Source organism: Mycobacterium sp. NGS57 (assembly GCF_059812405.1).
The window spans coordinates 250965-277544 of the sequence record NZ_JCALCP010000003.1; the positions used below are offsets into that span (position 1 = coordinate 250965).

26 protein-coding genes and 1 pseudogene are annotated in these 26580 nt (G+C 69.1%); 12 read left to right on the top strand and 15 right to left on the bottom strand.

What is annotated here, in order from left to right:
* Window positions 1-9 precede the first annotated feature (9 nt).
* Together AC5Y43_RS07590 and AC5Y43_RS07595 are read right to left on the bottom strand one after the other, a co-directional pair.
* Window positions 10-1941: a flavin-containing monooxygenase gene (locus tag AC5Y43_RS07590; protein WP_499970987.1), complete on the bottom strand. Its 1932-nt coding sequence runs from the start codon at window positions 1939-1941 to the stop codon at window positions 10-12.
* A 156-nt stretch (window positions 1942-2097) separates the two neighbouring features.
* A complete protein-coding gene (locus AC5Y43_RS07595; protein ID WP_499970991.1) occupies window positions 2098-3765 on the bottom strand; it encodes a PE family protein in 1668 nt (555 codons plus the stop codon).
* Between the two features lie 272 nt (window positions 3766-4037).
* Between AC5Y43_RS07595 and AC5Y43_RS07600 the strand changes: the two genes are divergently transcribed.
* Window positions 4038-5168, top strand: coding sequence for a nitronate monooxygenase (locus AC5Y43_RS07600; protein WP_499970995.1), 1131 nt, complete (start codon window positions 4038-4040; stop codon window positions 5166-5168).
* 8 nt (window positions 5169-5176) lie between these two features.
* Here AC5Y43_RS07600 and AC5Y43_RS07605 read toward each other — a convergent pair whose 3' ends face one another.
* The 3 genes from AC5Y43_RS07605 to AC5Y43_RS07615 are packed head-to-tail and all read right to left on the bottom strand — an operon-like array spanning window position 5177 to window position 6175.
* Window positions 5177-5410 (bottom strand): Rv1893 family protein, encoded by a 234-nt coding sequence (locus tag AC5Y43_RS07605; RefSeq protein ID WP_499970999.1) that lies wholly within the window; start codon window positions 5408-5410, stop codon window positions 5177-5179.
* A 57-nt stretch (window positions 5411-5467) separates the two neighbouring features.
* The gene (locus tag AC5Y43_RS07610; protein ID WP_499971003.1) at window positions 5468-5758 is read right to left on the bottom strand and encodes a hypothetical protein; all 291 of its coding nucleotides are present in this window, start codon (window positions 5756-5758) and stop codon (window positions 5468-5470) included.
* 12 nt (window positions 5759-5770) lie between these two features.
* Window positions 5771-6175: a hypothetical protein gene (locus AC5Y43_RS07615; RefSeq protein ID WP_499971005.1), complete on the bottom strand. Its 405-nt coding sequence runs from the start codon at window positions 6173-6175 to the stop codon at window positions 5771-5773.
* A 208-nt stretch (window positions 6176-6383) separates the two neighbouring features.
* Between AC5Y43_RS07615 and AC5Y43_RS07620 the strand changes: the two genes are divergently transcribed.
* The 3 genes from AC5Y43_RS07620 to AC5Y43_RS07630 are packed head-to-tail and all read left to right on the top strand — an operon-like array spanning window position 6384 to window position 9252.
* Window positions 6384-7667 carry a cytochrome P450 gene (locus AC5Y43_RS07620; protein WP_499971007.1) on the top strand — a complete coding sequence of 428 codons (1284 nt, stop codon included), beginning with the start codon at window positions 6384-6386 and terminating at the stop codon, window positions 7665-7667.
* Window positions 7668-7677: 10 nt separating this feature from the next.
* Entirely contained in the window at window positions 7678-8691 is a 1014-nt protein-coding gene (locus AC5Y43_RS07625; RefSeq protein WP_499971008.1) for an alcohol dehydrogenase catalytic domain-containing protein, read from the top strand.
* 12 nt (window positions 8692-8703) lie between these two features.
* Entirely contained in the window at window positions 8704-9252 is a 549-nt protein-coding gene (locus AC5Y43_RS07630) for a YceI family protein (RefSeq protein WP_499971010.1), read from the top strand.
* Here the strand turns inward: AC5Y43_RS07630 and AC5Y43_RS07635 are convergent.
* On the bottom strand, window positions 9249-10358 hold the full coding sequence (locus tag AC5Y43_RS07635; protein WP_499971013.1) for a DUF7159 family protein: 1110 nt from the start codon (window positions 10356-10358) through the stop codon (window positions 9249-9251). The two genes, AC5Y43_RS07630 and AC5Y43_RS07635, sit on opposite strands and share 4 nt — an antisense overlap.
* Window positions 10359-11010: 652 nt before the next feature.
* On the opposite strand from AC5Y43_RS07635, the gene ag85B reads away from it, so the two are divergent.
* The 8 genes and pseudogenes from ag85B (at window position 11011) to AC5Y43_RS07675 (ending at window position 16782) form a co-directional block, all read left to right on the top strand.
* Entirely contained in the window at window positions 11011-12000 is a 990-nt protein-coding gene (gene ag85B, locus AC5Y43_RS07640; RefSeq protein ID WP_499971017.1) for a diacylglycerol acyltransferase/mycolyltransferase Ag85B, read from the top strand.
* Window positions 12001-12227: 227 nt separating this feature from the next.
* The gene (gene rpfC, locus AC5Y43_RS07645; protein ID WP_499971021.1) at window positions 12228-12641 is read left to right on the top strand and encodes a resuscitation-promoting factor RpfC; all 414 of its coding nucleotides are present in this window, start codon (window positions 12228-12230) and stop codon (window positions 12639-12641) included.
* Window positions 12642-12678: 37 nt separating this feature from the next.
* Window positions 12679-13150, top strand: a pseudogene (locus tag AC5Y43_RS07650) (SRPBCC family protein).
* 6 nt (window positions 13151-13156) lie between these two features.
* Window positions 13157-13990: an SDR family oxidoreductase gene (locus AC5Y43_RS07655; RefSeq protein WP_499971024.1), complete on the top strand. Its 834-nt coding sequence runs from the start codon at window positions 13157-13159 to the stop codon at window positions 13988-13990.
* Window positions 13991-14002: 12 nt separating this feature from the next.
* Entirely contained in the window at window positions 14003-14422 is a 420-nt protein-coding gene (locus AC5Y43_RS07660; protein ID WP_499971026.1) for a lipoprotein LpqH, read from the top strand.
* 8 nt (window positions 14423-14430) lie between these two features.
* A complete protein-coding gene (locus tag AC5Y43_RS07665; RefSeq protein ID WP_499971028.1) occupies window positions 14431-15762 on the top strand; it encodes a cytochrome P450 in 1332 nt (443 codons plus the stop codon).
* Between the two features lie 89 nt (window positions 15763-15851).
* Window positions 15852-16310, top strand: coding sequence for a nuclear transport factor 2 family protein (locus AC5Y43_RS07670; RefSeq protein ID WP_499971030.1), 459 nt, complete (start codon window positions 15852-15854; stop codon window positions 16308-16310).
* A gap of 22 nt (window positions 16311-16332) precedes the next feature.
* Entirely contained in the window at window positions 16333-16782 is a 450-nt protein-coding gene (locus AC5Y43_RS07675; RefSeq protein WP_499971032.1) for a VOC family protein, read from the top strand.
* A gap of 239 nt (window positions 16783-17021) precedes the next feature.
* Here AC5Y43_RS07675 and AC5Y43_RS07680 read toward each other — a convergent pair whose 3' ends face one another.
* The 9 genes from AC5Y43_RS07680 to AC5Y43_RS07720 all read right to left on the bottom strand — a co-directional run bounded on the left by AC5Y43_RS07680 (window position 17022) and on the right by AC5Y43_RS07720 (window position 26533).
* Window positions 17022-17531 carry a hypothetical protein gene (locus AC5Y43_RS07680; protein WP_499971034.1) on the bottom strand — a complete coding sequence of 170 codons (510 nt, stop codon included), beginning with the start codon at window positions 17529-17531 and terminating at the stop codon, window positions 17022-17024.
* Between the two features lie 10 nt (window positions 17532-17541).
* Window positions 17542-19146 carry a putative alpha/beta hydrolase gene (locus AC5Y43_RS07685; RefSeq protein ID WP_499971036.1) on the bottom strand — a complete coding sequence of 535 codons (1605 nt, stop codon included), beginning with the start codon at window positions 19144-19146 and terminating at the stop codon, window positions 17542-17544.
* Window positions 19147-19286: 140 nt separating this feature from the next.
* Window positions 19287-19721, bottom strand: coding sequence for an SRPBCC family protein (locus AC5Y43_RS07690; protein ID WP_499971038.1), 435 nt, complete (start codon window positions 19719-19721; stop codon window positions 19287-19289).
* Window positions 19721-20554, bottom strand: coding sequence for a lysophospholipid acyltransferase family protein (locus AC5Y43_RS07695; protein ID WP_499971041.1), 834 nt, complete (start codon window positions 20552-20554; stop codon window positions 19721-19723). Before AC5Y43_RS07695 ends, AC5Y43_RS07690 begins: the two co-directional genes overlap by 1 nt.
* Before the next feature lie 31 nt (window positions 20555-20585).
* Entirely contained in the window at window positions 20586-21695 is a 1110-nt protein-coding gene (locus tag AC5Y43_RS07700; protein WP_499971536.1) for an amidohydrolase family protein, read from the bottom strand.
* A 5-nt stretch (window positions 21696-21700) separates the two neighbouring features.
* Window positions 21701-23053 (bottom strand): type I glutamate--ammonia ligase, encoded by a 1353-nt coding sequence (locus AC5Y43_RS07705; RefSeq protein ID WP_499971043.1) that lies wholly within the window; start codon window positions 23051-23053, stop codon window positions 21701-21703.
* A gap of 18 nt (window positions 23054-23071) precedes the next feature.
* Window positions 23072-23953: a TIGR03854 family LLM class F420-dependent oxidoreductase gene (locus tag AC5Y43_RS07710; protein WP_499971046.1), complete on the bottom strand. Its 882-nt coding sequence runs from the start codon at window positions 23951-23953 to the stop codon at window positions 23072-23074.
* A 17-nt stretch (window positions 23954-23970) separates the two neighbouring features.
* Window positions 23971-24465, bottom strand: coding sequence for a carboxymuconolactone decarboxylase family protein (locus AC5Y43_RS07715; RefSeq protein WP_499971051.1), 495 nt, complete (start codon window positions 24463-24465; stop codon window positions 23971-23973).
* Window positions 24440-26533 (bottom strand): MDR family MFS transporter, encoded by a 2094-nt coding sequence (locus tag AC5Y43_RS07720; protein WP_499971054.1) that lies wholly within the window; start codon window positions 26531-26533, stop codon window positions 24440-24442. Before AC5Y43_RS07720 ends, AC5Y43_RS07715 begins: the two co-directional genes overlap by 26 nt.
* Window positions 26534-26580: the final 47 nt, after the last annotated feature.

A 26580-nucleotide genomic window follows, 5' to 3' on the forward strand; every position in this document is an offset into this window, starting at 1 on the left:
CAGCTGTGCTCACTTTCCTTGTCGCACTACGAATTGTGACCAGTCGGGCTCGCGTATCGCGGCCCAGTACTCGTTGAGCCGCCACGGGCTGACGGTGTGGATTTCGCCGTCGGCGTTCTTGAAGTAGGAGTGCTTGACCGCGGGGTGCGACCACACCATCTTCTTGATCTGGGTCTGCGTCCGCCGATGCCACTCCTCGGCGGGCTCGGGCCTGGGCTCCACCGAGTGCAGCCTGTCCTCGGCCAGCCGCCGCAGGCACTGGTCGATGTAGCGCATCTGGAGTTCGGACTGAAAGATCAGGCTGCCCCCGTGGGCGAGATGCGTACCGGGCCCATAGATGACGAACAAGTTCGGGAACCCCGGGACCGTGATGCCCAGGTGGGCGTATGGACGACTCCCCCACATCTGGTGCAGGTCAACCCCGTTGCGGCCGCGGATGTTCAGCGGCCATAGCACGTCGGTGTGCCGGAACCCGGTGGCATAGACGAGGACGTCGGCGTCGTACGTCGCGCCGTCCTCGGTCACCACGCCGTGCGGGGTGATCTGCCGGATCGGGGTGCGGACCAGCTCGACGTTGTCGCGCTGCAGCGTCTGCAGCCAACTGCCGTTGTCCTGCAGGGTCCGCTTGCCGCAGGCGGGATAGTCCGGCATCACCTTGGCCAACAGCTCGTCGTCGTCGCCGACCTGACCGGTGATCCACTGCGAGAACATCATCGCGGCGGCGGCGTTGATGTCGCTGACGGCATGGTCGGAGTCGGCGTAGCCCGGGTCGCCCTCGGCGGCGTCGAGTCCCTTGTCGGCGCCGGGCCACAGGACGAGGAACCGGTACCACCGGCCGTAGAACGGTAGATGGCGCATCGCCCAGCGCACGCCGTCGCCGACCTCGTCGTGATACATCGGGTTGGGGAACATCCACTGCGCGGTGCGCTGGAACACCGTGAGCCGCTCGACCCTGCCGGCGATCGCGGGCGCGATCTGAAAACCGCTGGCGCCGGCCCCGATCAGCGCGACCCGCTTGCCCGTCAGGTCGACCGAGTGATCCCAGGCCGCGGAGTGAAACGCGGGCCCCGCGAAGGTGTCGGCGCCGTCGAATTCCGGGACGTTGGGCCGGTTGAGCTGACCGACCGCGGTGATGACGGCCCGCGCGGTGAGCGTGTCGGTCCGCCCGTCGGCGCCGCGCAGCGACACGCTCCAGCTGCCGTCGGCGTCGTTCCATTCGGCCGCAACGACTTCGGTGTTCCAGCGGACGCGCTCGGCCAGCCCGTGCTTGTTCATCACCCGGGTGAAGTAGTCCCGCAGCTCGTACTGCTCGGCGAAGAAGTGGGTCCAGTCGTTGTTGGGTTCGAAGCTGTAGCAATAGAAATGGTTCGCGACGTCGACGCGGGCGCCGGGATAGCTGTTCTCCCACCATGTTCCGCCGGGGCCGGGGTTCTTTTCGACGATGGTGAACGGGATGTTGGCTTGCTTGAGGCGCACACCGGCCAGCAGGCCGGATTCGCCGCAGCCGACCACCAGGACCGGCAGCCCGGCGGCGGATTCGGTCGGCAGGGCCGGCGGGCGGCGCGGGTCGGTGCCGTCGAGATCCATCTCCTCCAAAATCAAGGGCAGGTAGTCGTCGGTCACGTGTTCGCAGGCGGCCCAGTCCATCATCTCCCGGATGAGCTCGATGCTCAGCGGTTCGGGTTCGGGACAGCCGCGGTCCCGGTAGCCGGCGAGCACCGGCAACGCCACCGCGCGGGCGCGCGCCTTGTCCTCCTCCGACATGAACCCCTGCACCTCGTTGAGGAAGATGCCCATCGGCTTGAAGTCCCGGATGAACCGCGGGTCGCCGGTGATGTGCACGAGGGAGAGCAGCAGCGTCGGAATGCTGACATCCTCGAGCGCGGTCGCGATCTCGGCCGTCGGCGTGGTGAAAGGATGGCCGGCGTAACGGCTGCGCATCGGGCCGATCCTTCCGCTAGGTGGGGCTCCAGACCAATCGGAGCAATTACGCTACGGACAGTTTCGTAATTGGCAGCACAACGCTACCCCGCCGCGCCGGAAGGGATCAAGAGCTCGTCGGTCCGGCGCTTGGGGGTAGCGAAACGCTTTGAGCCGCTACGGCTTGCCGTTGATCCCGGGAGCGCCGATCGTGCCGGCGAGGCCGCCGGTGCCGCCGTGCCCGAGGCCGACTCCGTTGCCGCCGTTGCCGCCGAGACCGAAGATCGACGGGGTGTAGGTGCCGTTCATGATCAGGCCGGCGTTGCCGCCGTTGCCGCCGTTGGCGGGTCCGGCGCCGGTGCCGGCGTCGCCGCCGGCGCCGCCGTAGCCGAAGAACCCGAGGCCCGCGCCGCCGTCACCGCCGTTGTTTCCGCCGAGGCCGAGGGGAGCGTTGCCACCGGCCCCGCCGTTACCGCCCAGGCCGGCCTGCAGCCCGGCGCCCAGCCCACCGGTCCCGCCCGAGCCGCCAGTGCCGAGCGCCGACGCGCCGCCGGCCCCGCCCGCACCGCCGCCGCCGATGCCGACCAGCGTCGCGGCCTCGCCGCCGATGCCGCCGACACCGCCGGTTCCGGCTACTCCGCTGGCGGCACCGCCGGCCCCACCGTTGCCGCCAATGGCAGCGCCCCAACCGACGAAGTCGGGGGCGGCGGCGAGGCCGCCGGCCCCGCCCGCCCCGGCGGTTCCGGTGATGGTGGTGCCGCCCACGCCGCCGGCGCCGCCCTGGGCCAAGTCGATTCCGAAGAACCCGCTGGAAGCCCCGGCGCCGCCCGCGCCGCCGGCGCCGCCGGTACCCAGGGCCGCGGTCGCGTTCCCGCCGGCGCCGCCGTTGCCGCCGAGGCTCAAGTCGATCCCGAACGGGCTGCGGGCGAAGCCGTTCCCGCCGGCTCCGCCAACCCCGCCCGTACCGGTGGTGGCGGCACCGCCGTGGCCGCCGGCCCCGCCGAAGCCGAGGAAGAGGCCCTGCCCGTTGCCGCCGGCCCCGCCGGCCCCGCCGGTCCCGGTCGTGGCGTCGCCGCCGGCCCCACCGACCCCGCCGATCCCCTCGAGGAACCCGGCGGCGCCGCCGGCCCCGCCGGCCCCACCGTTACCGCCCGCGGCGGCGGCCGCGCCGGCCCCGCCGGCCCCACCGAGCCCCGCCAGCAGCGCATTGCCGCCTGCACCGCCGGCCCCGCCGCCGGCCCCACCGGCGCCGCCGGCGCCGCCGTTGCCCCACAGCCACCCACCGGTGCCGCCCTGGCCGCCCGCCGCGCCGGCTCCCCCGGCCCCGCCGGTGCCGCCCCAACCGAAGAGACCGGCGGCCCCGCCGGCACCACCGGCCTGACCGGGCGCACCCGAGCCGCCGGAGCCCCCGGTTCCCCACAACAGGCCGCCGGCCCCGCCGTTCTGGCCCGTCCCCGCGGCCCCGTTGGTTCCGGGACCGATCAGCGGACGCCCCAACAGCAGCTGAGTCGGGGTATTGATGGCCCCGAGCAGGTCTTGTTCGAGGGTCTGCAATGGCGATGCGTTGGCGGCTTCGGCGGCCGCATAGGCGCCGCCGGCGTTCGCCAGGGCCGAGACGAATTGCGCGTGAAACGCGGAGGCCTGGGCGCTGACCGCTTGAAATTGCGCGCCATGGCTGGAAAGCAGGGACGCGATCGCCGCCGACACCTCATCCTCGGCAGCGGCCACCAAGCCGGTCGTCGGGGCCGCCGCCGCCGAATTGGCTTCGCTCAGCGAGGACCCGATGCCCGCCAGATGCTCGGCGGCCGTGGCCACGACGTCCGGAACTGCAGCCATAAACGACATCTGACAACCTCCAATAACCCGCCCGATGGGCCATTTTCGAGCAATCAACGATGAGCGGGATGCTAGCGGTGCGTGCTGTGAATTAGACGCATTTACAACAATCGGTCAGCCGTTTCTCAGGTTTGGCCGGGGCTCTCCGGCATTGTGAAACCTCGTAGTGCCGGCGCTCCGACGAAGGGCCGCTGGCCACGTCAACGCCGCGCGTACTAAACTAGAACACGTTCCAATTTCCCCAGCATTTCCCAGCGTCGGTCAAGCTTCCAGGAGTAGGCATGCACACCCCGATCTGCGACGACCTCGGTATCGAGTTCCCGATCTTCGCCTTCACCCACTGCCGCGACGTCGTGGTCGCCGTCAGCAAGGCCGGCGGGTTCGGCGTGCTGGGCGCCGTCGGCTTCACCCCCGAGCAGCTGGAGATCGAGCTCAACTGGATCGACGAGAACATCGGCGACCACCCCTACGGCGTCGACATCGTCATCCCCAACAAATACGAGGGCATGGACTCGCACCTCTCGGCCGAGGAGCTGACCGAGACGCTGCGCAAAATGGTGCCCCAGGAGCACCTGGACTTCGGCAAGAAGATCCTCGCCGACCACGGGGTGCCGATCGAGGACAGCGACGGCGACAGCCTGCAACTGCTCGGCTGGACCGAGGCGACGGCCACCCCGCAGGTCGAAGTGGCGCTGAAGCACCCCAAGGTCAAGATGATCGCCAACGCGCTCGGCACGCCGCCGGCCGAGATGATCAAGCACATCCACGACGCCGGGCTCAAGGTGGCCGCGCTGTGCGGCTCCCCCTCGCAGGCCCGCAAGCACGCCGACGCGGGCGTGGACATCGTCATCGCCCAGGGCGGCGAGGCCGGTGGGCACTGCGGCGAGGTGGGCTCGATTGTGTTGTGGCCGCAGGTCGTCAAGGAAGTGGCGCCGGTCCCGGTTCTCGCCGCGGGCGGCATCGGCAGTGGCCAGCAGATCGCGGCCGCGCTGGCGCTGGGCGCCCAGGGCGCGTGGACCGGCTCGCAGTGGCTGATGGTCGAGGAATCCTCGAACACGCCGGTGCAGCAGCAGGCCTACGTCAAGGCGGGCAGCCGCGACACGGTCCGCAGCCGCTCGTTCACCGGCAAGCCGGCGCGGATGCTGCGCAACGACTGGACGGAAGCCTGGGAGCGACCGGACAACCCCAAGCCGCTCGGAATGCCCTTGCAGTACATGGTTTCCGGCATGGCGGTGCGGGCCACCAACAGGTACCCCAACGAGTCCGTCGACGTCGCGTTCAACCCGGTCGGTCAGGTCGTGGGCCAGTTCACCAAGGTGGAGAAGACGTCGACCGTCATCGAACGCTGGGTGCAGGAGTACCTGGAGGCGACCAGCCGGCTGGACGAGCTCAACGAGGCCGCCGGCGGCTGACGACCGGGCTACTCGTCGTCGAGGTCTTCCACGAAGTCGTCTCGGCCGGTGAACACTTCCTTGGCCCGGTCGACGGCGTGAGTCGCGATGTCGATGGAGCTCTGCACGATGCCGCTGGCGCCGCCCGCGATGTCACCGCGGATTATGTCGCCGGCGTTTTCGACGATGTCCGAGGCCTTTTCGACGGCGTTGGTCGCGATGTCCCGGGCCGCGTCTACGGCGTCTTTGGGATTGAAGCCCATCGGAGTCTCCCTTCATTGCACCATCTTGGACACGACTGTAGCCGCGGCGGGCGGCCGTCAGTAGTCGACCAGCGTGCGCCAGTAGTCTTCGGGAATCTCGGCTCCCGAGCGCAAGATTCGCGCCAGGCCGACGGCCATGGCGACGCCGAGCAGGCCCAGCCACAGGCCGGCCACGCCGATGACGCCCCAGAGCACGGCGGTGACCGTCGGCCAGGGCGACAGCACCGCGAGCACCGGCGCGAAGAAGAAGCCCGCCCCGATGTACCAGGCGGAGCCGGCGCGATCCGACGCTAGGACGAAGCGCAGCCAGCGTGGGACCGGCGCTTGTGCGGGCCGGGCCGCGTTCATCGGCTCAGCCGGTCATTCCGACGGCGGGAAGAATCCCGCACCGGTGAACCAGCCCTCTTGCCACCCGCGGTCCCCCAGGCAGAGCATGGGCAGCCCCCGGTCCGACTGCGCCGCCGCCTGGGGGCCCGGGCATTTCGCGCCCGCCTGCTGCACCCCGTACAGCGGGTAGGAGATGACCCAGTAGCCGGTGGTGGCCGCGGGGAACTGGTTGGGCGGCGGGAAGTGGCAGGCCTCGGCCTGCCCGCTGGGGCCGCGTCCGAAAATGAAGCTTTCGTAGTTGTCGCACGGCGCGCCCAGTGACGCGTCGTAGTTCATCCCCGGCACGTCGCCGTCGTAGTGCGGATTGGCGGCCGCGCACGGCGCCATTCCGATCGTGATGCCCGCCATGGAAGCGGCGCTCAGCAATTCCCGAATCATGTTCCACCCCGCCTGTCGCCGGTGACCTGGACAAAAGCATATCGGTTGCGCCGCCGGCCACAAGATCGTTCGGGGCGGACCTCACCGACTCCGATAGAACGTGTTGCAATTCCGGGCGGCGATATCGCCGCAATGCTTCCCAACCGTGGTGCGGCAATGGTTTCCTTGCAGCAGGACGCCTAGACGAATTCGTATCGAGGAGCGCGCCATGTCAACTGCCGAGTCGACGGCCAAGCCGGTTCCCAATCTGCCTCCGGGCTTCGACTTCACCGATCCGGACATCCACGCCGAGCGATTGCCGGTCGAAGAACTGGCCGAGCTGCGCCGCACGGCGCCGATCTGGTGGAACGAACAACCCATCGGGGCGGGCGGTTTCGACGATGGCGGCTTCTGGGTGGTGTCCAAACACAAGGACGTCAAAGAGGTCTCACTGCGCAGCGACGTCTTCTCCAGCCTGGAGAAGACCGCGCTGCCCCGCTACAAGGACGGCACGGTCGGCGAGCAGGTCGAGCGTGGCAAGTTCGTGCTGCTCAACATGGATGCGCCGCAGCACACTCGGCTGCGCAAGATCATCTCGCGGGCCTTCACCCCACGCGCCATCGAGCGCCTGCGCGGAGACCTCGCCGAGCGCGCCCGGCGCATCGTCGAGGAAGCGGCCGCCGAGGGGCGCGGCGACTTCGTCGAACAGGTGTCGTGCGAGCTGCCGCTGCAGGCCATCGCCGGGTTGATGGGTGTGCCGCAGGACGAACGCAAGAAGCTCTTCCACTGGTCCAACGAGATGGTCGGCGACCAGGACCCCGAATTCGCCGGTAACGACGCCATCACCGCCTCGGTCGAACTCATCATGTACGGCATGCAGATGGCCGCCGACCGGGCGGCCAATCCGGGCGAAGATCTCGTCACCAAGCTGGTCCAGGCCGACATCGACGGCCACAAGCTCTCCGACGACGAGTTCGGCTTCTTCGTGATCCTGTTGGCGGTGGCCGGCAACGAGACGACCCGCAACTCCATCACCCAGGGCATGATGGCCTTCACCGACTTTCCCGACCAGTGGGAGCTGTTCAAGCGGGAGCGTCCGGCTACCGCGGCCGACGAGATCGTCCGCTGGGCCACCCCGGTCACGTCCTTCCAGCGCACCGCGCTGGAGGACTACGAGCTGTCCGGCGTGACGATCAAGAAGGGCCAGCGCGTCGTAATGGTCTACCGCTCGGCCAATTTCGACGAGGACGTCTTCGACGACCCGTTCACCTTCAACATCCTGCGCGATCCCAACCCGCACGTCGGCTTCGGCGGCACCGGCGCGCACTACTGCATCGGCGCCAACCTGGCGCGGATGACCATCGACCTGATGTTCAACGCGATCGCCGATGGCATCCCGGACCTCGAATCGATCGGCAAGCCGGAGCGGCTGCGGTCGGGTTGGCTCAACGGCATCAAGCACTGGCAGGTCGACTATCACACCGACGCGGCGAAAGGCACTGTGGCGCAGTAGGACCAGCCGCATGACGACCCATCGTGCTGTTCATGTGAAATCCGCCGGCGCACCGCTGGAGCTCGTCGACGTCGATACGGTGTCACCGGGCCGCGACGAGGTACGGCTGACGGTGTCCGCGTGCGGCATCTGCGGCACCGACGCCAATTTCGTCTCCGGTGGGTTTCCCGGGATGTCGTGGCCGCTGACGCCCGGCCACGAGATCGCCGGGAAGATAGCGGAACTCGGCGACGGCGTCGAGGGCTTCGCGGTCGGTGACCGGGTCGCGGTCGGCTGGTTCGGTGGGTGCTGCTACCGCTGCGACCCGTGCCGCAAGGGCGTTTTCATTCACTGCGCCAACGGCAAGGTGCCCAGTTGGCAGTACCCCGGCGGTTACGCCGAGTCGGTGACCGTGCCGGTCAGCGCCCTGGCCCGGATTCCCGACGGGCTGTCCGACGCCGAGGCCGCGCCGATGGGCTGCGCCGGCGTCACCACCTACAACGCGCTGCGCCACACCCGGGCGCTGCCCGGCGACCGGGTGGCGATCCTCGGTGTCGGCGGGCTCGGTCACCTCGGCGTGCAGTTCGCCCGCGCAATGGGTTTCGAAACGATCGCGATCGCGCGCGGCACCGGCAAGGCCGACGACGCCAAGAAACTCGGCGCCCATCACTACATCGACTCCACCGCGGCCGACGTCTCGGAGGCGTTGCGGGCGCTGGGCGGGGTGTCCGTCGTGCTTGGCACCGCCGGCAACTCCCAGGCCATGGCGGACACGATCGGCGGCCTGGTGCCCCAGGGTGAGTTGGTCACCATCGGCGTGACCCCCGAGCCCCTGCCCATCAGCCCCGTGCAGCTGATCAACCCAGGCCTGAGCATCGTCGGGCATCCGTCCGGCACGGCCAAGGACGTCGAGGACACCATGCACTTCGCGCTGCTGTCCGGTGTGCGCGCGTGGATCGAGGAGCTACCGCTGGCGCAGGCCGCCGAGGGCTACGCCACGCTGCAGCGGGGCCGGGCGCACTACCGCACTGTTTTGACCACGTGACACAGTCGGTTTGTGACCGACCGGTGGACCATCGACGCATCAGACGGTGAGCTGCTGATCCGCACCGGCGTCGCGGGCAGGGCACCGCGGATGGGGCATCGCCTCACCATCGCGATGAGCCGCTGGGCGGCCACGGTGGCCTGGGCCGGCGGCGAGCCGGTCACCGCGGAGCTCACCGTCGAGGTCGACTCGCTGGACGTGCTGCGCGGCGAGGGCGGGGTCAAGGGCCTGTCCGCGCCGGAGAAGGCGCTGGTGCGCTCGAACGCGCTGAAGTCGCTGGACGCCAACCGCTATCCGAAGATCCGCTTCGCCGCGGACTCGATCGACGAGGCGGACGGCGGCTACCGGCTCACCGGGAAGCTGCACATCCACGGAAAGTCCCGCAAGCACGTAATCGACCTGCGCACAGAAGATCTCGGCGACGCGTGGCGGATGACAGCCGAATCCACCGTTCGGCAAACCGATTTCGGCGTCAAGCCCTACTCGTTGTTGATGGGCTCGGTGAAGGTCGCCGACGAGGTGTCGGTCGCGTTCGCCGCGGTGCGGGCCAAGGGCAACTAAGGCGCGGGCGGCGCCGCGTCACCGGCGTCGCCGGGGATGTGCTCGAGCACGCGGGTCAGGTAGGGGCCACGGGCGCCCGGATCCGGAGGCTGCTCGGCGGGCACCGCGTTCTGCTCGCGCGGCGGCCCCGCGTCCGGTGCCGTTTCGGCGGCGACGGACTTCGGCTGGGGCGCGATCGGCGCGGCGGCCGGCGGCGGCGCGATGGCCTGGGCGAGTTGCGGCGCCGGCTCGTGCACCTCGTGCCTGGCCGGGGCGGGCTGGCTGTCCGGAGCCAGTTGAATGCCGACCGCGAGCGACAGCGAGGCGACGAACGTCACCGCGCCTGCGGCCAGGGCGGCCGCCGCCCCGGCATGGGAGAACCTCCGGCGCGGCGCCGGGGCCGCGGCGACGGGCTCGCCGACGTACGCCACCAGCTGCTCGTCGGTGAACTCGGTGCTTCGGGCCGCGGCCAGTGCCGCGCCGCGGGAGATTGTCACCTGGGCCATGGTCTGCGCGAAAACCGGTACGGGCAGCGCCTTTTCGAGCTGCCAGGAAAACCCGTTGATGTCGCTGTCCGCGCCGACGACGACCACCCCGCCGGGTCGCCACCCGGTGCGCCGGTCGAACATCCCGCGCAGCCAGGACCTCAGTCCGTCGAAGCCGCCGCGGACCTGCTTGACGGCCGTCTGCGTCTCGCCGTCGTGGGTGTCGACCATGACGACGGTCGCCCCGTCGTGCTCGAGGACGCAGACCGCGGTCTGTTCGTAGCCGATGACGGGTGCGATCGCGCGGGCCAGGGTCTCGACCGCTTCGAGCAGCCGAACCGGCACCACGTTGTCGAAACCGGCGTCGGTCAACGCCTCCAACACCAACGCGGCCTGCGCGGATGCGTCGTCGTTCCAGGTCAGCCCGATGACACGGAGCCGGCGCTCGCTCGCGGTCGCCAGCGCGTCCACGCGCAGCACCTCGTCGGCCACCTGCTCTGCGGTATTGAGGGCGCGCACCCCGCGGCCGGAGGGCAGAGCCAACTCCTGGTGGTCCAGGATGGTGCCGTCGGCGCCGTGTCCGTCAGCGAGGACCCACCCGACGGTGGTCGGCGTCAGCGATAGCCCCAGTACCGTATCCAAATCTGCACCTCAATCAGTCCCGGACATCCGGTGCTCCCAATCACCCTCACGCAGCACAAAGGCCGCTGGTGTGGCGGTTCTTGAGAGCCGGAACGGACCGGGATCGCGTGGTCTCCATCGGCTTGCTCCGTGAGAGCCTACGCGGTCTTCGCAAGTTCGGCTGCCCCGGTTCGAAATCCCCGTCAAGCTCACGGTCCGCACGCCGCGGAGCGCCGCGTAGGCGAGCGCAAAACGGCAGGTCGCACGCCGATTTCATAGGCTATGTTTTACCGATCATTCGTTCCGCGGCAATCGAACGCGTGGGCGACCAACTTCCACCGCGACTTCGTTCCGCGGGCGGCGCGCCGGTATGTGGGGCACGCGGTTCGGCGAAAACGGTGCCGCCATTTCGCCGCGCGCCCGGCCCGCCGAAGTCGCATACCGCCCCCGGCCTGGGTCGCTACGCCAAAACGGGTCGCTGCCTCGGGCTTCGTGATGGGCAATCGGTGGCTCGCGCGACCGGCGACCGCTGCGCTGTGCTTATCCACATCGCGAATTCCGTGCAAAAAAACCGATATAAAACCGAGACGCGTTCGCGTCCTGATCGACATTTGGCCGAATCACCCGGTAAATTCCTGCTGAGACCGCCATCACATACGGACAAGGGGCAGGTATGACAGACGTGAGCGAGAAGGTGCGGGCCTGGGGGCGTCGGCTGTTGATCGGTGCAGCGGCGGCTGCCACCCTGCCGGGGCTGATCGGTCTGGCCGGGGGTGCGCCGACCGCAGGGGCATTCTCGCGCCCCGGGCTGCCGGTCGAATACCTGCAGGTGCCGTCCGCCGGCATGGGCCGCAACATCAAGGTCCAGTTTCAGAGCGGCGGCGACGGTTCACCGGCGGTGTACCTGCTCGACGGGTTGCGGGCCCAGGACGACTACAACGGCTGGGACATCAACACCCCGGCGTTCGAGTGGTACTACAAGTCGGGCCTCTCGGTCGTGATGCCGGTCGGCGGGCAGTCCAGCTTCTACGCCGACTGGTACGGCCCGGCGTGTGGCAAGGCCGGCTGCTCGACCTACAAGTGGGAGACCTTCCTGACCAGCGAGCTGCCCGGGTATCTCGCTTCCAACAAGGGCGTCAAGTCCAACGGCAGCGCCGCGATCGGAATCTCGATGTCCGGCTCCTCCGCGCTGATCCTGGCCGCCTACCACCCGGCACAGTTCATCTACGCCGGCTCGCTGTCGGCGCTCATGGACCCGTCGCAGGGCATGGGCCCGTCGCTGATCGGTCTCGCCATGGGTGATGCCGGCGGCTACAAGCCGGATGCGATGTGGGGCCCGTCGAGTGACCCGGCGTGGCAGCGCAACGACCCGACGATTCAGGTCGGCAAGCTGGTCGGTAACAACACCCGGCTGTGGATCTACTGCGGTAACGGCACACCGTCGGAGCTGGGCGGGGCCAACATGCCCGCCGAGTTCCTGGAGAACTTCGTGCGCAGCAGCAACCTGAAGTTCCAGGACGCCTACAACGCGGCCGGCGGCCACAACGCCGTGTTCAACTTCAACGCCAACGGCACCCACAGCTGGGAGTACTGGGGAGCGCAGCTCAACGCCATGAAGCCCGACCTGCAGGGCGCCCTGGGCGCGACCGGCGGTGGTGGATAACCGCCTGATCTTCTCGATCCGCTACTGCGCCCGACGACCTCGTCGGGCGCAGTAGCGCGTTATGGGGCCTTTATCGACGCGTGTTGCCAGGGCTAATTTATCCATTTCTCACCAATTTCTAAAGCTGCGTTTCGGCTGGTGAAAGGCCCAATTACCCTGCTAGAGGGCCTATCTCGCGGCATTTTCGAATCGGTAACGCTTCGGACACGCCCCGCGAAATTCCTGGCATGAGAAAACACTGCAAGCCTCTCGTCAAGTCCACGATGGTCGGCGGGTTCGTTGCAGCGTTGCTGACCTCCTCAGCCGGAGTGGCGCACGCGGCTCCCACGGCCCCCAACTGGGACGCGGTCGCGCAATGCGAGTCCGGCGGCAACTGGCACGCCAACACCGGCAACGGCGAATACGGTGGGCTGCAATTCAAGCCGGGCACCTGGGCCCGCTACGGCGGCGTCGGCAATCCGGCGGCCGCATCCCGGGAGCAGCAGATCGCGGTGGCCAACCGGGTTTTCGCAGAAGACGGACTCGACCCCTGGCCGAAGTGCGGTGCCCAGTCGGGCCTTCCGATCGGGATGTATACGCATCCCGCGCAGGGCATCAAGCAGATCATCAACGGCCTCATCCAGGCGGCCATCCCGCACTGACGATTCGGCCGTCAGGGCTCTATGACCGAACGCGAAGCTGTGTTTGGATCAAGCCCATGGAAGGTTCGTCGACGGTTCACATGGCCGCGCCCGCGGACAAGATCTGGGATTTGATCGCGGATGTCCGCAACACCGGGCGGTTCTCCCCCGAGGTCTTCGAGGCGGAATGGCTGGGTGACGCGACCGGGCCCGCGCTGGGCGCCAAATTCCGGGGCCATGTGCGGCGCAACGAGATCGGGCCGGTGTATTGGACGACGTGCGAGGTCACCGCGTGCGAACCCGGCCGCGAGTTCGGTTTCGCGGTGCTGCTCGGTGACCGGGTGGTGAACAACTGGCACTATCGGTTGGCGCCCAGTGACGGCGGCACCGACGTGACGGAGTCGTTTCGGCTCAACCCCGCGCCGTGGCTGGGCGTCTACTGGTTGTTCGGCGGCTTTCTGCGCAAGCGGCGGAACGTCCGCGATATGACCAAGACGCTCAACCGCATCAAAGACTTGGCCGAGGGCTGAGGCGTCGTGCAGTCGGTCTTCATCACCGGCGCGGGCAGCGGCATGGGCCGCGAGGGCGCGAAGTTGTTTCATGCCAACGGGTGGCGCGTCGGCGCCGTGGACCGCAACGCGGACGGACTGGCGACGCTGCGGCAGGAGTTGGGTGAGGACCGGCTGTGGACGAGGCCGGTCGATGTGACCGACAAGGCCGCGCTGGACGGCGCGCTGGCCGACTTCTGCGCCCGCAACGACGGCGGCGGCCTCGACATGATGTGGAACAACGCCGGCATCGGCGAATCGGGCTGGTTCGAGGACGTGCCCTACGAGGCCGCCATGCGCGTCGTCGAGGTGAACTTCAAGGCGGTGTTGACCGGCGCCTATGCCTCGCTCCCCTACCTGAGGAAAACGCCGGGCAGCCTGATGTTTTCGACGTCGTCGTCGTCGGGCACCTACGGGATGCCGCGCATCGCGGTGTACTCGTCGACCAAGCACGCGGTTAAGGGGTTGACGGAGGCGCTGAGCGTGGAATGGCAGCGGCACGGTGTGCGGGTCGCCGACGTGCTGCCGGGCCTGATCGACACCGCCATCCTCACCACGACCACCAACCACTCCGACGACGCCGCGTCGACGATGTCCGCGGAGGAGCTTCGCGCCGCCGCGCCCAAGAAGGGCCTGTTCCGGATGATGCCCGCCAGCAGCGTGGCTGAGGCCGCGTGGCAGGCCTACCACAACCCGAAGCGGCTGCATTGGTATGTGCCCAAGGGCATTCGGGTGGTCGACCTGCTCAAGGGCCTGAGCCCGGAATTCGTGCGGGGCCGCATCGTCAAGTCCCTGCCGGCGATGATGCCGAAGCGGCCGTAAGGAGGGGTCTCGGTGCAAAACCGTTTGCTCACAATCGCTTTCGTCTTGATCACTGGGGCCGCCGTCGCGGGTTGCGGTCAGCCGCAGACGACGCCGCGCAAGCCCGCCCACGTGACCATCGACGGGGCCACCCATACGGCGCGCCCGGCCGCGTGCAGCCAGATGCAGTCGTACCGCACGCTCGACATCGCCGACGCGAACGGGCACGTCGAGGCGACGGTGTTGCTCAGCGGTTACCGGGTCATGCCGCAGTGGGTGAAGATCCGCAACGTCGGCGGATTCACCGGCAGCTTTTACCAGGGCGGCGTCGGCGACGCGCGCGCCGACGTCAACCGCAACTCCTACACCATCGCCGGCAGCGCCTACGGCATCAGCGACAGCAACCCCAACAAGGTGATCACCACGGACTTCAAGATCACCGCCGAGTGCTGAGCTGAGCGGTGAAAAAGAGGCTGCACTGGCTCGCGATGCACGGCTTCATCCGGGGCGTCGCCGCGATCGGCGCGCGGCGGGGTGACCTGCAGGCCAGGCTGATCGCCGACCCGTCGGTGGCCGAGGATCCGGTGCCGTTCTACGAGGAACTGCGCGCGCTGGGTCCGTTGGTGAAGGGCCGCGTCAACTACCTGACGACCGACCACGCCCCGGCCCACGAATTGCTGCGCTCCGACGACTTCCGCGTGGTGAACATGGGCTCCAACCTGCCGGCGCCGCTGCGCTGGCTGGAGCGCCGCACGCGCGACGATCTGTTGCACCCGCTGCGTGCGCCGTCGCTGCTGGCTGTCGAGCCTCCCGATCACACCCGCTACCGCAAGACGGTGTCGGCGGTGTTCACTCCCCGGGCGGTCGCCGCGTTGCGCGAGGGTGTGGAGCGGATCGCGGCCAACCTGCTGGACGGGCTGGCGGTGGGGGCCGGTGTGGTGGACGTCGTCGGGCGGTATTGCTCGCAGCTTCCGGTCGCGATCATCAGCGACATTTTGGGGGTGCCCGAGCGGGACCGGGCGCGGGTGCTGGAGTTCGGCGAACTCGGCGCGCCCAGTCTGGACATCGGCCTGCCGTGGCGCCAATACCTGAGCGTGCAGCGGGGAATCGCAGGGTTCGACTCCTGGCTCGACGGCCACCTGCGCGAATTGCGCCGTACCCCGAGCGACAGCTTGATGAGCCAGCTGATCCAGACGGCCGAAAGCGGTTCTCCCGAAACGCGTCTCGACAGTCACGAACTGCAGGCGATCGCCGGCCTGGTGTTGGCCGCCGGGTTCGAGACCACGGTGAACCTGTTGGGCAACGGGATTCGCATGCTGCTGGACACGCCCGACCATCTGGACACGCTGCGCCGCCGACCCGAATTGTGGCCCAACGCGGTGGAAGAGATCCTGCGGCTCGATTCGCCGGTGCAGCTCACCGCGCGGGTGGCGGTCAACGACGTCGACGTGGCCGGCATGCGGATCCAACGTGACGAGTTGGTGGTGATCTACCTGGCGGCCGCTAACCGGGACCCGGCGGTATTTGCCGAACCGCACCGCTTCGACATCGAAAGACCAAACGCGGGAAGGCATCTCGCGTTCTCCGGGGGCCGGCACTTCTGCCTGGGGGCGGCGCTCGCGCGCGCCGAGGGGGAAGTCGGGCTGCGCGCGTTCTTCGAACGGTTTCCCGAGGCGCGGGCGGCCGGGACCGGGAGCAGGCGCGCGACCCGGGTGCTGCGCGGGTGGTCGACGCTGCCGATCGCCCTGGGGCCGCCGGCGCTGGTTTCGGCGGCCGCGGCGTCGCGAGCCTGACCGCACTGCGAATCCGCGCCCGGGTTTTCGCAGTGGCGTTCGGCTCGCGGTGGTTGACACGTGTCCGACAACCGGGTTTATTGGCCGCTATGACACAGGTTTCTGAGGTTGCCGTGGAGGACGTCGTCACCGGGATGTGGCAGGCCCTGTCGCGACGGGACTGGGATGCGCTCAAGACGTTCTTGGCCGACGACTGCCTCTACGTCGACATGCCGGTCCCCGCGTTATCGGCGCGCGGTCCCGACGACATCGTCAAGCGGCTCAGAATGGGGCTCGAGTCGCTGGCCGGCTACGAGAACCACGACGGCGTACTGGTGTCCAACGGCGTCGACGTGATCTACGAGCACTCGGAGACTTGGACTTTCGCGTCCGGCGAGCGGGGCGTGCTGCGGTTCGTCACCGTGCACAAGGTCGAAGGCGGCAAGATCACGGTCTGGAAAGACTATTGGGACATGAACAGCCTGGTGTCCTTCGCTCCGCCGAACCATTTCGAGAACCTGGCGAACGCGGACACCAGCTGGATATTCGACGCGTCGGCGTTGGTCTGACAGTCCGTTCCAGAGGACCGCGATGTCGAGTCGGCTCCACCACGTCGTCATGTGCAGCCATGCCGCCGACGACTTCGTCGCGTTCCTCACCGGAGTCGTCGGAATGACGATCCAGCAGCAATTCCATGTGCCGGGCAACCTGCTCGAATCGACCTTGGGGTGGCCGCCCTCGACCGGGACGCAGGTGACCATGGTGGGTGCCGGGGACTGCGGCCTCATCGAGGTGCTCGATGTGCCCGCGCCGCTCCGGGAAGCCGTGCCCGAAGGCCTTGCAGGGCTGTCGTTTCTGTCCGAGGATCCGCGCGGAGCGCGCGAGCGTGCCGACTCGTCGGCACACGAGACGCGGTCGATCGATATCGGAGTGCCCGGCTACGAGCTGTTCTTCTGCACTGTGGGCGGAGTGCCGATTGAGTTCATGGGCGGATATTCGGACAGCATCGACAGCTCTCTCAACGAGGCGACGCAGTCCTAGAGTGACGGCCGCTGTGGCTCGTCGCCCTCGTCATCCCAGAAGGCCCATTCGGGACGCGGTGTGTTGGGCATAGCCCCGCGGGCGGACGCCTCGTATCCGGGCTGGCCGCGCCCTGTCCACTGCGGGTCCGATCTGTTCGCTCGTGCGCGCCTGATTCCGCGGACGAGCAGAGCGCCAATGCCCCCGGCGATAAGTGCGATCAGCGCGATTTTGAGGACCAGCAACACGAGCGCCATGTCTTATACGTGCGGCAGCCAGCCGGACCCGTGCGGCGACAGGACGAACCCGCGGCCCTGGGGGTCTTTGCACGCGGTGGTGCCGGCGTTGTCGACACCGCAGATCACACCGTTGACTGTGATCGAGTGCATCGGTGGCAGGGTGGCCAACGGATGCCCGTAGGTCTGGCCGTTGGGAGCGATCGGGTCATTGGTCTGCCCCAGCCCCGATGCGGTTCCGATCGAGTTCACGCTGGCCGCCCCGGACGCGGGAGGAATGGCCGGGAAATTGTTGCCGGTGCATTGCGCTTCGCCGGAGAAGAAGTCGCACGTGATGCCGTCTGGGGTGAGGAAGTACACCGTGTTCAGCGGCGCGCGTCCGGTGTTGGGCAGGCCGATCGTGTAGTCCTGCACGTTGACCGGCGCGTAGCCGCTGATGTCGGGAAAGGCGGGTGTGTCGGCATGGGCGGCACACGCGCTCGTCACGGCGGCGCCGACGATCCCGGCGGCAACGGCCAGCGTCTTGGCGATCATGTTCGTCTCCCTATCGGTTCGCATTGACCTGGAATTCCTGCGTGTTGTACGGGATGTTGGTGGTGGTGTTCCATTGGCTGACGAACAGTTTCAGATTATCCAGTGTGGACCCGGGGAGGATGAATCCGCCGTAATTCTGCGGGACGAAGTTGGGGCCCTGCGGATTGCTTTGCTGCGCAACGACGGTCATCGGGGCGCCGCCGAAGAGTTTGGTGGGGTCGCTGCCCACCCGGACCTCGAGGTTCCCGGTGCCCTGGTTGAACCCGGACAGCACCGGCTGGCCGCCGACCTCCCGGAAGCTGAGCTCACCGAACGGGGTGCGGCTGATCGGTGCGGCGGCCTGTTGGGGTGTGCCCCAACCGTTTCCGGTCCACGGCTGCCAGGCGGAGCGGTCGGTGACGTGGGCGGGATCGACCCGGTACATGCTGACCCCTTGGCTGCGGTCGAACGAGTCGGCGGCGATATACACGGTCCCGTCTTTGGCCTGGAACCCGCTGATCTGCGTCGGCGCGGCGCCCTGCGCGCGCCACGAGCCCTGGATGGGCTGCCAGCCGCGGGCGGGGTCGTTGGTGACCTGCACCAGCCACGACCCACCGTCGGGGTTCAATTTGGTTGTGCCCGCGGCCATCATGTACGTGGTGCCGTCGAGCATCTGGATGCTGCCGGCGGGCAGCGTGTTTTTGCCGGCCGCCTGCGGGGGCGGCGGGAACAGGACGTTGGGGCTGCCGTCGGGCCCGGTCAACGGCGCGCCGAAATGGGGCCGGCCGTCTTCGTCGAAGGTGACCGGCACGGCCACCGACGGGTAGTGGGTCCCGGCGCCCATCTGGTCACCGGCGAACGAATCCCCGAAGATGGCGACGTAGCTGCCGTCGGGCAGCCGCACCACTTCGCCCAGGTCTGCTGCGCCGATCCCCGGGATGCCCGGGCTGGCGCCGGTGCCGGCGACCGGGCCCAAATCCCTTGCCTCGCCCCGGTTTAGCGGGCCCTCGGCCCAGTCCTCCAGAGTGGCCGGCGGGTCGTAGCCGTCGGTGCGCAGGCCCGCCAGCGCCTTCTGCAACGTGGCCGCGTAGCCGTTGCGCGTCGATCGCAGCTGGCCCAGCGCGGCCTTGGTGTCGGCGATCGCGTCGTCCTCGCAGGTCCGGATGAACGCATCCAGGGCGGCCCTGTCCTCGGCGGTGAGCTTGGGATCCTTCTCCATCTCCACCGCCTGCCCGATCAGGTCGTCGAGCTGCTGCAGCTGGCCTTCCAGGGCGGCGATCTGCCCGGCACCGGCCTTTTGCGCCTCGGCCAGCGCCGCGGCGATGTTCTCCAGGTCGACGCCGATCTTGGGCAACTGCAGCGACTGCGCGCCCAGGGCCTTGGCCACCCGCTGCACCTCGGCGGAGTCGTTGATCGGATGATCGCCGTTCTCGCGGTTCCACGCCGCGTCGAAGCGCTTGCGGGCTTGGGCGAACGCGTCGCCGGACTCCGTCGTGCATCGGCCCGCGTTGTGGAAGGCCTCGGCCAGACCGGAGATCTGCGCGGGACTGCCGGACTGCAGGCTTCGATTGATCGCCCACGGGTCACCACCCGCCGCGGCGATCAGCGCTGCGATGCTTATGTACTTGAGTTGCACCGCGCGCCCAGCAAACCGGAATTGACCAGCATCCCTGCCCCTTCCGGGACAAGACTACAGGCGCGGAATCGCCGGTCAAGCCACGCTGTAGCCGGAGCCCAGCAAAGCTCAGTGGCACGTTCTGCTGTAGCGGTGGATGGTCACGACTCGGCGAGCGCCTTGAGGCACTTCAGGGTGCCGGACAGGGTGCGGCCGACCTGGCGCACGGCGATGCGGTCGGCGATGTAGCCGAGAATTCCGCCGGGCGCCTGATACGACAGCCGGAACGTCGCCTTCGTCTTGCCCTCGGCCCCGTCGCGCAGCCGGATGCGCCCGCGCAGCGTGACACCCGTGATGCCCACCCAGGCCACGTCGCGGCGGTCGTCGAACTCGACCACCTCGATCAGCCCACCCACCGGCACCGAGCCGATCTTCCAGTGCACGGTGTAGCGGGCCCCGACGCCGCGATCGATGTCGTTGGACGACTCCCAGCGCTCCAGGTTCGTCATGAACGACGGGTAGCAGTCGGGGTCGCTGACGATCTTCCAGACCGCGTCGCGGTCGGCGTTGATGACGCAGCGGCGTTCGACGCGCATCAGCCGATCACCGGGAAGCGGCGTCGCGCGGCCAGGCGGTCGACGCCGCCCTGCAGGCTGGCCATCACCTTGTCGTGCACGGCCTGATCGTCACCGTCGACCTCGATCGGGTCCTGCACCTCGATCGCGATCTTGGTCGGCAACGGGATGTGGCCGGCCAGGTCGCTGATGTTGAGGCCCCACGGCAGGGCCAGCGAAATCGGGATGCTCTTGAGCCGCAGCAACTTATCCGCCATCAGCAGCTTGGCCAGCCACTGGCCGCGGTTCAGGAACAGCGCGCTCTCCTGGCCCCCGACGCTGGCGACGGGCACGATCGGCACCCCCGCCTCGCGGGCCAGCCGCACGTAGCCCATGCGCCCGCCGAAGTCGACCTTGTGGCGTTCCCAGCTGGGGCGGAAGACCTCGTAGTCGCCGCCGGGGTAGACCAGCAGCGCCGCGCCGGAATCCAGTGCCAGCCGGGCGTTTTCGGGGTTGGCGGCGACGGTGCCGAACTTGCGCAGCGCGCGCAGCGGCGGCGCGGAGACGACGAGGTTGTGGGCCAGCTGGTAGAAGGGCCGCTCGACGCCGAAGTAGGAGCAAAATGCGAGCGTGAACACGAAGGTGTCGGGCGGGACGTTGCCGCCGCTGTGGTTGCCGACCATCAGCACCGGCCCCTCCGCGGGAATCCGGTCGAGGCCGCGCACGTCGGCCCGGAAGTACAGCGACGCCAGCAGCCAGGTGCCGGGAAGCTGGTCGCGAATGTAGTCCGGATCGCGCTGATCGAGGTCGGCCTTGGGCACCCGCGACACGACCTGGTCGCGGGCCCACTCCAATACGCCACCTACCGTCGGCATAACCGGCCGTATACCCGGGTGTCCCCCGCCGTCAAACGCCGTAGATGCGGGCGGCGTTCTCGCGGGCGATCAGGTCGACCACCCGGATGGCGTCGCCCTCGCTCCAGTCACCGACGGCGACGAATTCGCGCAGCACGCGGTGAATGCCGTTGCGCCACAGCGCCGCACCGAGAAAATGCAACTCGGCGGGGCCGAACCCGTCCGACGAGTACAGGATCCGGCGGAAGGGTGCCATCTCCAGCAGCCGGGCGACGAACGCGGGCGCCCGGGCGCCCAGGTAGTTCACGCTCAGCCCGCCGTCGAGGTAGACGTTGTTGAAGGCCTGCGCCAGATACCCGGCGTCGCGCTCGTAGGGATAGCAGTGCAGCAGCACGATCGGCGTGCCGCCCGATTGCCGCAGAAAATCCAGGAGCAGCAGCGGATTGGCCTTGGCCAAATCGCAGTCGCGGTCGCCGAAGCCGACGTGGAATTGCAGCGGCTTGCCCAGCCGCAGCGCCCGGTGCAGCCCGAACCGCAGCAGCACCCGGTCCCGTAGCCGGGTGCCGCCGGCGTCGCGCCACCGGCCGGCGGCCTCGGCCACCTCCGAAGCTGACGGCTCGGAAAGGTCGCCCTCGAACCCGCCGCGGTAGGCCAGGATGGACTTGGTGCCGACCGCGGTGGCCGCGCGTCGCTGCAGGATCTCCTCGAACGCCGACGCGTAGTCGCCCGGCACCTGCGCGGCCTGCTCGGCCACCTGCTCGAGACGCACGATTTCGTGGGCGCGGTTGCCGGACAGCTCGGCCATCGCATCGGTGCCGGCCGTGTCGCCGTCGATGCCGGTGTCGATCAGCCAGTCGCTGACGTTGGCCGCCGCCAAGAAAAGCCGAGCCAGTTCGGCTTCGCCGTCTTGCGTCCGACGCTCCCAGTAGTCTTGGGGCTCAACGTGTTTGGGCAGGCCCAGGACGGGAGCACAGTGGGCGCGCACGGCGAAGCCGAGCTGGGAGTCGAAACCCGAGTCCACCGGCGGCTCGGTGTTGGCCTCGTTGAGCGCGTTCTCGAACCGCGCCCGGTCGCCCGCCATCAACCAGCAGCCGTGCGCGTGCTGATCGATCAGCGCCACGCCGGCGATGTGGTGCGCCAGCGCCGACGGCTCGGACGACATGCCCGTCACAGGCTCCACGCCATGCGAAACCGGTCGGCCAGTTGCTCGGAGTCCAGGTCGCCGTAGCGGTCCTGCTCCAGGCGGCGCACCGCGACCACCATGTCGACCACGGGGTCACCCAGGATGCGCCGCAACAACGCCGAACCGTCAAGCGCGGCAATCGCTTCGGGCTGGGCCTCGGGTAGGCGCACGACGCCGGCGTCGTGGCGAGCCGATTCGGACAGCTGCGCGGGGTCCACCGTGACCTCCGGCGGCAGCGCCGCTTCGCGCTTGATCCCGTCCAGCGCAAGGCCGAGGATCGCGGCCGACGCCAGATAGGGGTTCGCCGACGGGTCGACGATCTTGACCTCGACGTTGCCGCCGTACGGGGCGCCCGGACCGCCGACGACGAAGCGCACCGCCGCCTCCCGGTTCTCGGTGCCCCAGCACGCGTAGGCCCCGGCCCAGTTGCCGGGCCGCATCCGCAGACCGGACACGATCGACCCGCACAGGATGCCCTGGGCGTCGGGCAGGCCGGCGATGACGCCCGCGACGGCGCTCTCCCCCGCCGGGGTCATGCCGGTCGGGCCGGTCCCTCCGGAAAACAGCGGGCCGTCCGCGCGTGTCAGCGAGAAGTGTTGGTGCGCACCGGATCCGACGCTATCCGCGAAGGGTGCCGGCGACAGGCTGACGCGCAGCCCGTGGCGGCGGGCGGCGCGGCCGACGATGAGCCGGATCAACGCCAGGTGATCGGCGGCGGCCACCGGCGGCAACGGCGACAGCGAGATCTCGAACTGGTTGGCGCCGTACTCGGGATGGAACTGTTCGATGCCGATGCCGGCCGTCGTTGCCGCGGCGTTGACGTCGCGCACGAAGCTCTCGTGCTCGAGCACACCGGCCAGCCCGTACTGCGCCCACAGCGCGGCCGGCAGCCGGGCCCCGTCCGGGCCCACCAGCAGGAATTCGATTTCGTGGCCGATCGCGGCCTCGATGCCGGCTTCCCGCAGCGCGGCCTCGATCCGGCCCAGCGTGCCGCGGGCGCACACCGCCACCGGGGTGCCGTCCTGCTCGAAAAACGAGGCGGGCGCCCAGGCCAGCCCGTCACCGACGATCCGCAGCGCCGACAGGTCGATGCGCAGGCGCTGGTCGCCGACCACTCCGGCGTCGTCGGTGAACGCGATGCCGGTCTGGTCGATGGCGAAGGCATGCCACGAGGGGCTGGCGCCCAGGCCGGGGTCGGCGAAAGTATTGGTGCGCCGGATGGGGACGGTCTTGGCCTGGGTGAGGCCGGCGGGGTTCACGACGGTCCCGATGACGGTGTCGACGCCTTCGGCCTCCAGCTGGGCGATGGCGGCGGCGGCGAGGGGCGTGGCGGCCATGGCAGTAATTGTGCAGGTTCAGTTCTGGCGGGCGACGAGCTCGGTGACGAACCGCTCGATGAAGGCTTCCAGCGGCGCGTTGCCGGCCGGCCGGATGACGAACTTCGTCAGCCCCGCGTCGAGGTAGGCGTCGAGCTGGCGGTGCAGCCGATCCCAGCCGGCGGCGACGAGGTCGCCGGGATCGAGGTCCGGCCGGCGCCGCCGGACCGCTACGGCCAGCTCGTCGGGCAGCTCGCCGTCGACCACCGCGAGCGAGATGCCGAAGTGGTCGGGTTCGATGCTGCGGCCGGCGTTTTCGGCGGCCCGCTCGATCGCCTCGCGCCCCGCCCGCGCCTCGGCCGGGGTGAGGAAGCTGCCGAGCCAGCCGTCGGCCAGCGCACCGATGCGCCGAAACGCCGCCGGCGCCGAGCCGCCCAGCCAGATGTCCAGCGGCGGTACGGGCCGGGGTGCGACCGCGGCGCCGCTGACGGTGAAATACCGGCCGCGGTAGGTGGCGTCGTCGTCGACCAGCGCCGCGCGCAGCACCCGCAGCGACTCGTCGAACACCGCCGCGCGCTGCCCGTCGGGAACGACGAACACCTCACGCTCGGCCGGGATCGCCGACCGCAGGCCGAAGACGGGCAGGACCCGCTTGGGCGCGACGGCCGCGAGCGACGCCAGCTGCTTGGCCACCAGCACCGGGTGCCGCCCCGGCAGCACGGCCACCGAGGTGCCCGCCTTCAACCGGGTGGTCCGGGCCAGCGTGTAGGCCATGCCGACGACGGGATCGACGGCCGTCGAGTAGACGAGTTCGGAGAACCACAGCGAATCGACCCCGCTGCTTTCCAGGTGATCGACGATGCCGGCGAGCCGATCCGGCGCGGTGTCGGCGCCCAGCCCGACACCGAAGCGGATTTTCACCGGGCGGACGCGGTCGGCTACGCGCGGCTGGGCAGGGTGAGCTTGCAGGCCTGGCCGATGTCGAGGGTCCGCAGCATCCGTCCCATGCCGACCCACAGGGCGCAGGACATGGCGAGGTCGGCGAGCAGCTCCTCGGAGAAGTGCTCGCCGGCGCGGCTCCAGAAGTCTTCGTCGTCGCGCAGTTTGGTGTGCTCGGTGCCGAAGCGGTGCGCGAATTCGGCGGCCAGGCGCTCCTGTTCGCTGTACCCGGGCCAGGTGCGCCACTCCAGCGCGTGCTCGTAGAGCTCCTCGTCGACGCCCTCCGCGGGCCCGTCGGCGTCACGGGTGTTCTGGCAGACGGTGCATTCGTTGTCGTGGGCGATCACCGCGCGGGCGAGCTCGCGGGTGCGCATGGGCAGCCGGTTCTTGGTGTAGACCGCCTGGCTGAAGTTGGCGATCGCGCCGCCGAGGTCCGGGGACTTGGCGGCCCAGCCGTAGATGTCGTCGTCAGCGAATGTTCCGATTCGGCTCATGGCGTGATGGTACGCCCGCGGTGACGGCGGCCGTCGGGGCCTCGTCGTGCCAGTCGCGTTGGGCCAGAACCCGATGCGCGACGCGTTCGAGCGCCGCCTGCACCTGGCGATGGTCGGGCCGGCCCTCGAAGCCGGGTGAGCGGGCCAACTTGTCGACCAGCCAGGCCAGCAGCAGCGAATGCACGTACTCGACCTGTTGAGCCCCGGCCGGTGTCAGCCACATCTCGTCGCCGTCACCCTGCGCGTAGCCGGCGGCGACCAGACGCGAAAACGTGGGCTCGAGCACCTCGAACGGGATGCGCAGGTACTCACCCATATCAGTGAGGCGGGCCACGCCGTACATCTGCCGGTAACGGTTGATCCGCAGCACGCCCCACAGCCCGGCCACGTCGAGCCGGCAGTCGGGTCGCATCGAGATGCTGCGCAGCCGCATGCCCGCATCGCCGCGCAGCACCCGCGCAACGGCGTTCTCCAACAACACTTCCGAGCTGTCGGTGGTCGGCATCCCGAACCCGTCGCCGAGATCGACGGCGCTGCTGTGGATGTCGCGCAGCGGGACCTCGCGCAGGAACAGCGCCAGCACGAACCCGAGCACCGCGACCGGCGCCGCCCAGAAGAACACCTGGGTGAGCGAGTCGGCGTAGGCCGCCACGATCGGCGCGGCCACGTCGTGCGGCTGCCGGTGCAGCTCCCCGGGTGCGCTGACGGCGGAGGGCGGTACGCCGCTGGCCGCCAGCGCCGGACCCAACCGGGCGTTCAGGAAGTTCACGAACAGCGAGCCGAATATCGCCGCGCCAAAGGAACTTCCGATGGTGCGAAAGAACGTCACCCCCGAGGTGGCCACGCCGAGATCCTCGAAATGCGACGTGTTCTGCACGATCAGGACCAGCACCTGCATCGACAGCCCGATGCCGGCGCCGAGGACGAGCAGGTAGATCGACTGCACCAGCGCCGACGTCGACGGTTCCATCCGCGACATCAGCAGGAACGCGATCGCCATCAGCGCCGTGCCGGCCACCGGGAAGACCTTGTAGCGGCCGGTGCGGCCGACGATGGTGCCGCTGCCCGTCGAGGTGATCAGCATTCCGATGACCATCGGCAGCGTCCGCAGCCCCGAAGTGGTCGCCGAGACGCCGTTGACGTACTGCATGTACGTCGGCAGGAACGTCATGGCGCCCAACATCGCGAAACCCACCACGAAGGACAGCACGCAGCACACGGCGAACACCGGGATGCCGAACAACCTGATCGGCAGGATCGGTTCGGCGGCACGGCTTTCCACCCACACGAACGCGCCCAGCGCGGCCACGGCGCCGACGAACAGCCCGATGATCGTCGCCGATCCCCAGGGGTACAGCGTGCCGCCCCAGCTGGTGGCGAGTGTGAGTGCGGCGGCGCCGAGGCCGACGAACGCGATGCCGGCGTAGTCGATGGCCGGCTTTGTCGCAGCGGCAAGCGACGGGATGGCCACGGCCGCAACGGCAATGACGGCCACCGAGATCGGTACGTTCACCCAGAACGCCCACCGCCAGGTGAGGTAGTCGGTGAAGTAGCCACCCAGCAGCGGGCCGATGACCGTCGTGACGCCGAAGACCGCGCCCAGGATGCCCTGGTAGCGTCCCCGCTCGCGCAGCGGGACGACCTCGCCGATCAGCGCGCTGGCCGTGACGGTGATGCCGCCGCCCCCGATCCCCTGCAGCGCGCGCGCCGCCACCAGCATGGTCATCGACTGCGCCAGCCCGCACAACACGGATCCGGCGACGAAGAAGACCACGGCTGCCTGGAATACGCGCTTGCGCCCGAACAGGTCTCCGAGCTTGCCGACCAGCGCCGTGACGATCGTCGACGCGAGCAGGTAGCTGGTGACCACCCAGGATTGGTGCCCGGCGTCGCCCAGGTCGGCGACGATCGTCGGCAGCGCGGTCGCGACGATGGTCTGGTCCAGCGCCGCGAGCAGCATGCCGAGCACGATGGCGGCGAAGATCAGGTTGCGCCGCTGCGGGCTGAGCGGCGCGTTGCCCAGCTCGGCGGCGGGTCGTGGCTGGGTCGCGGTGTCCGAGCCTGTCATGCCTGCCTTTCTACTGCGGGCAGGAGCTCACCGCTCGGAACGCGGCC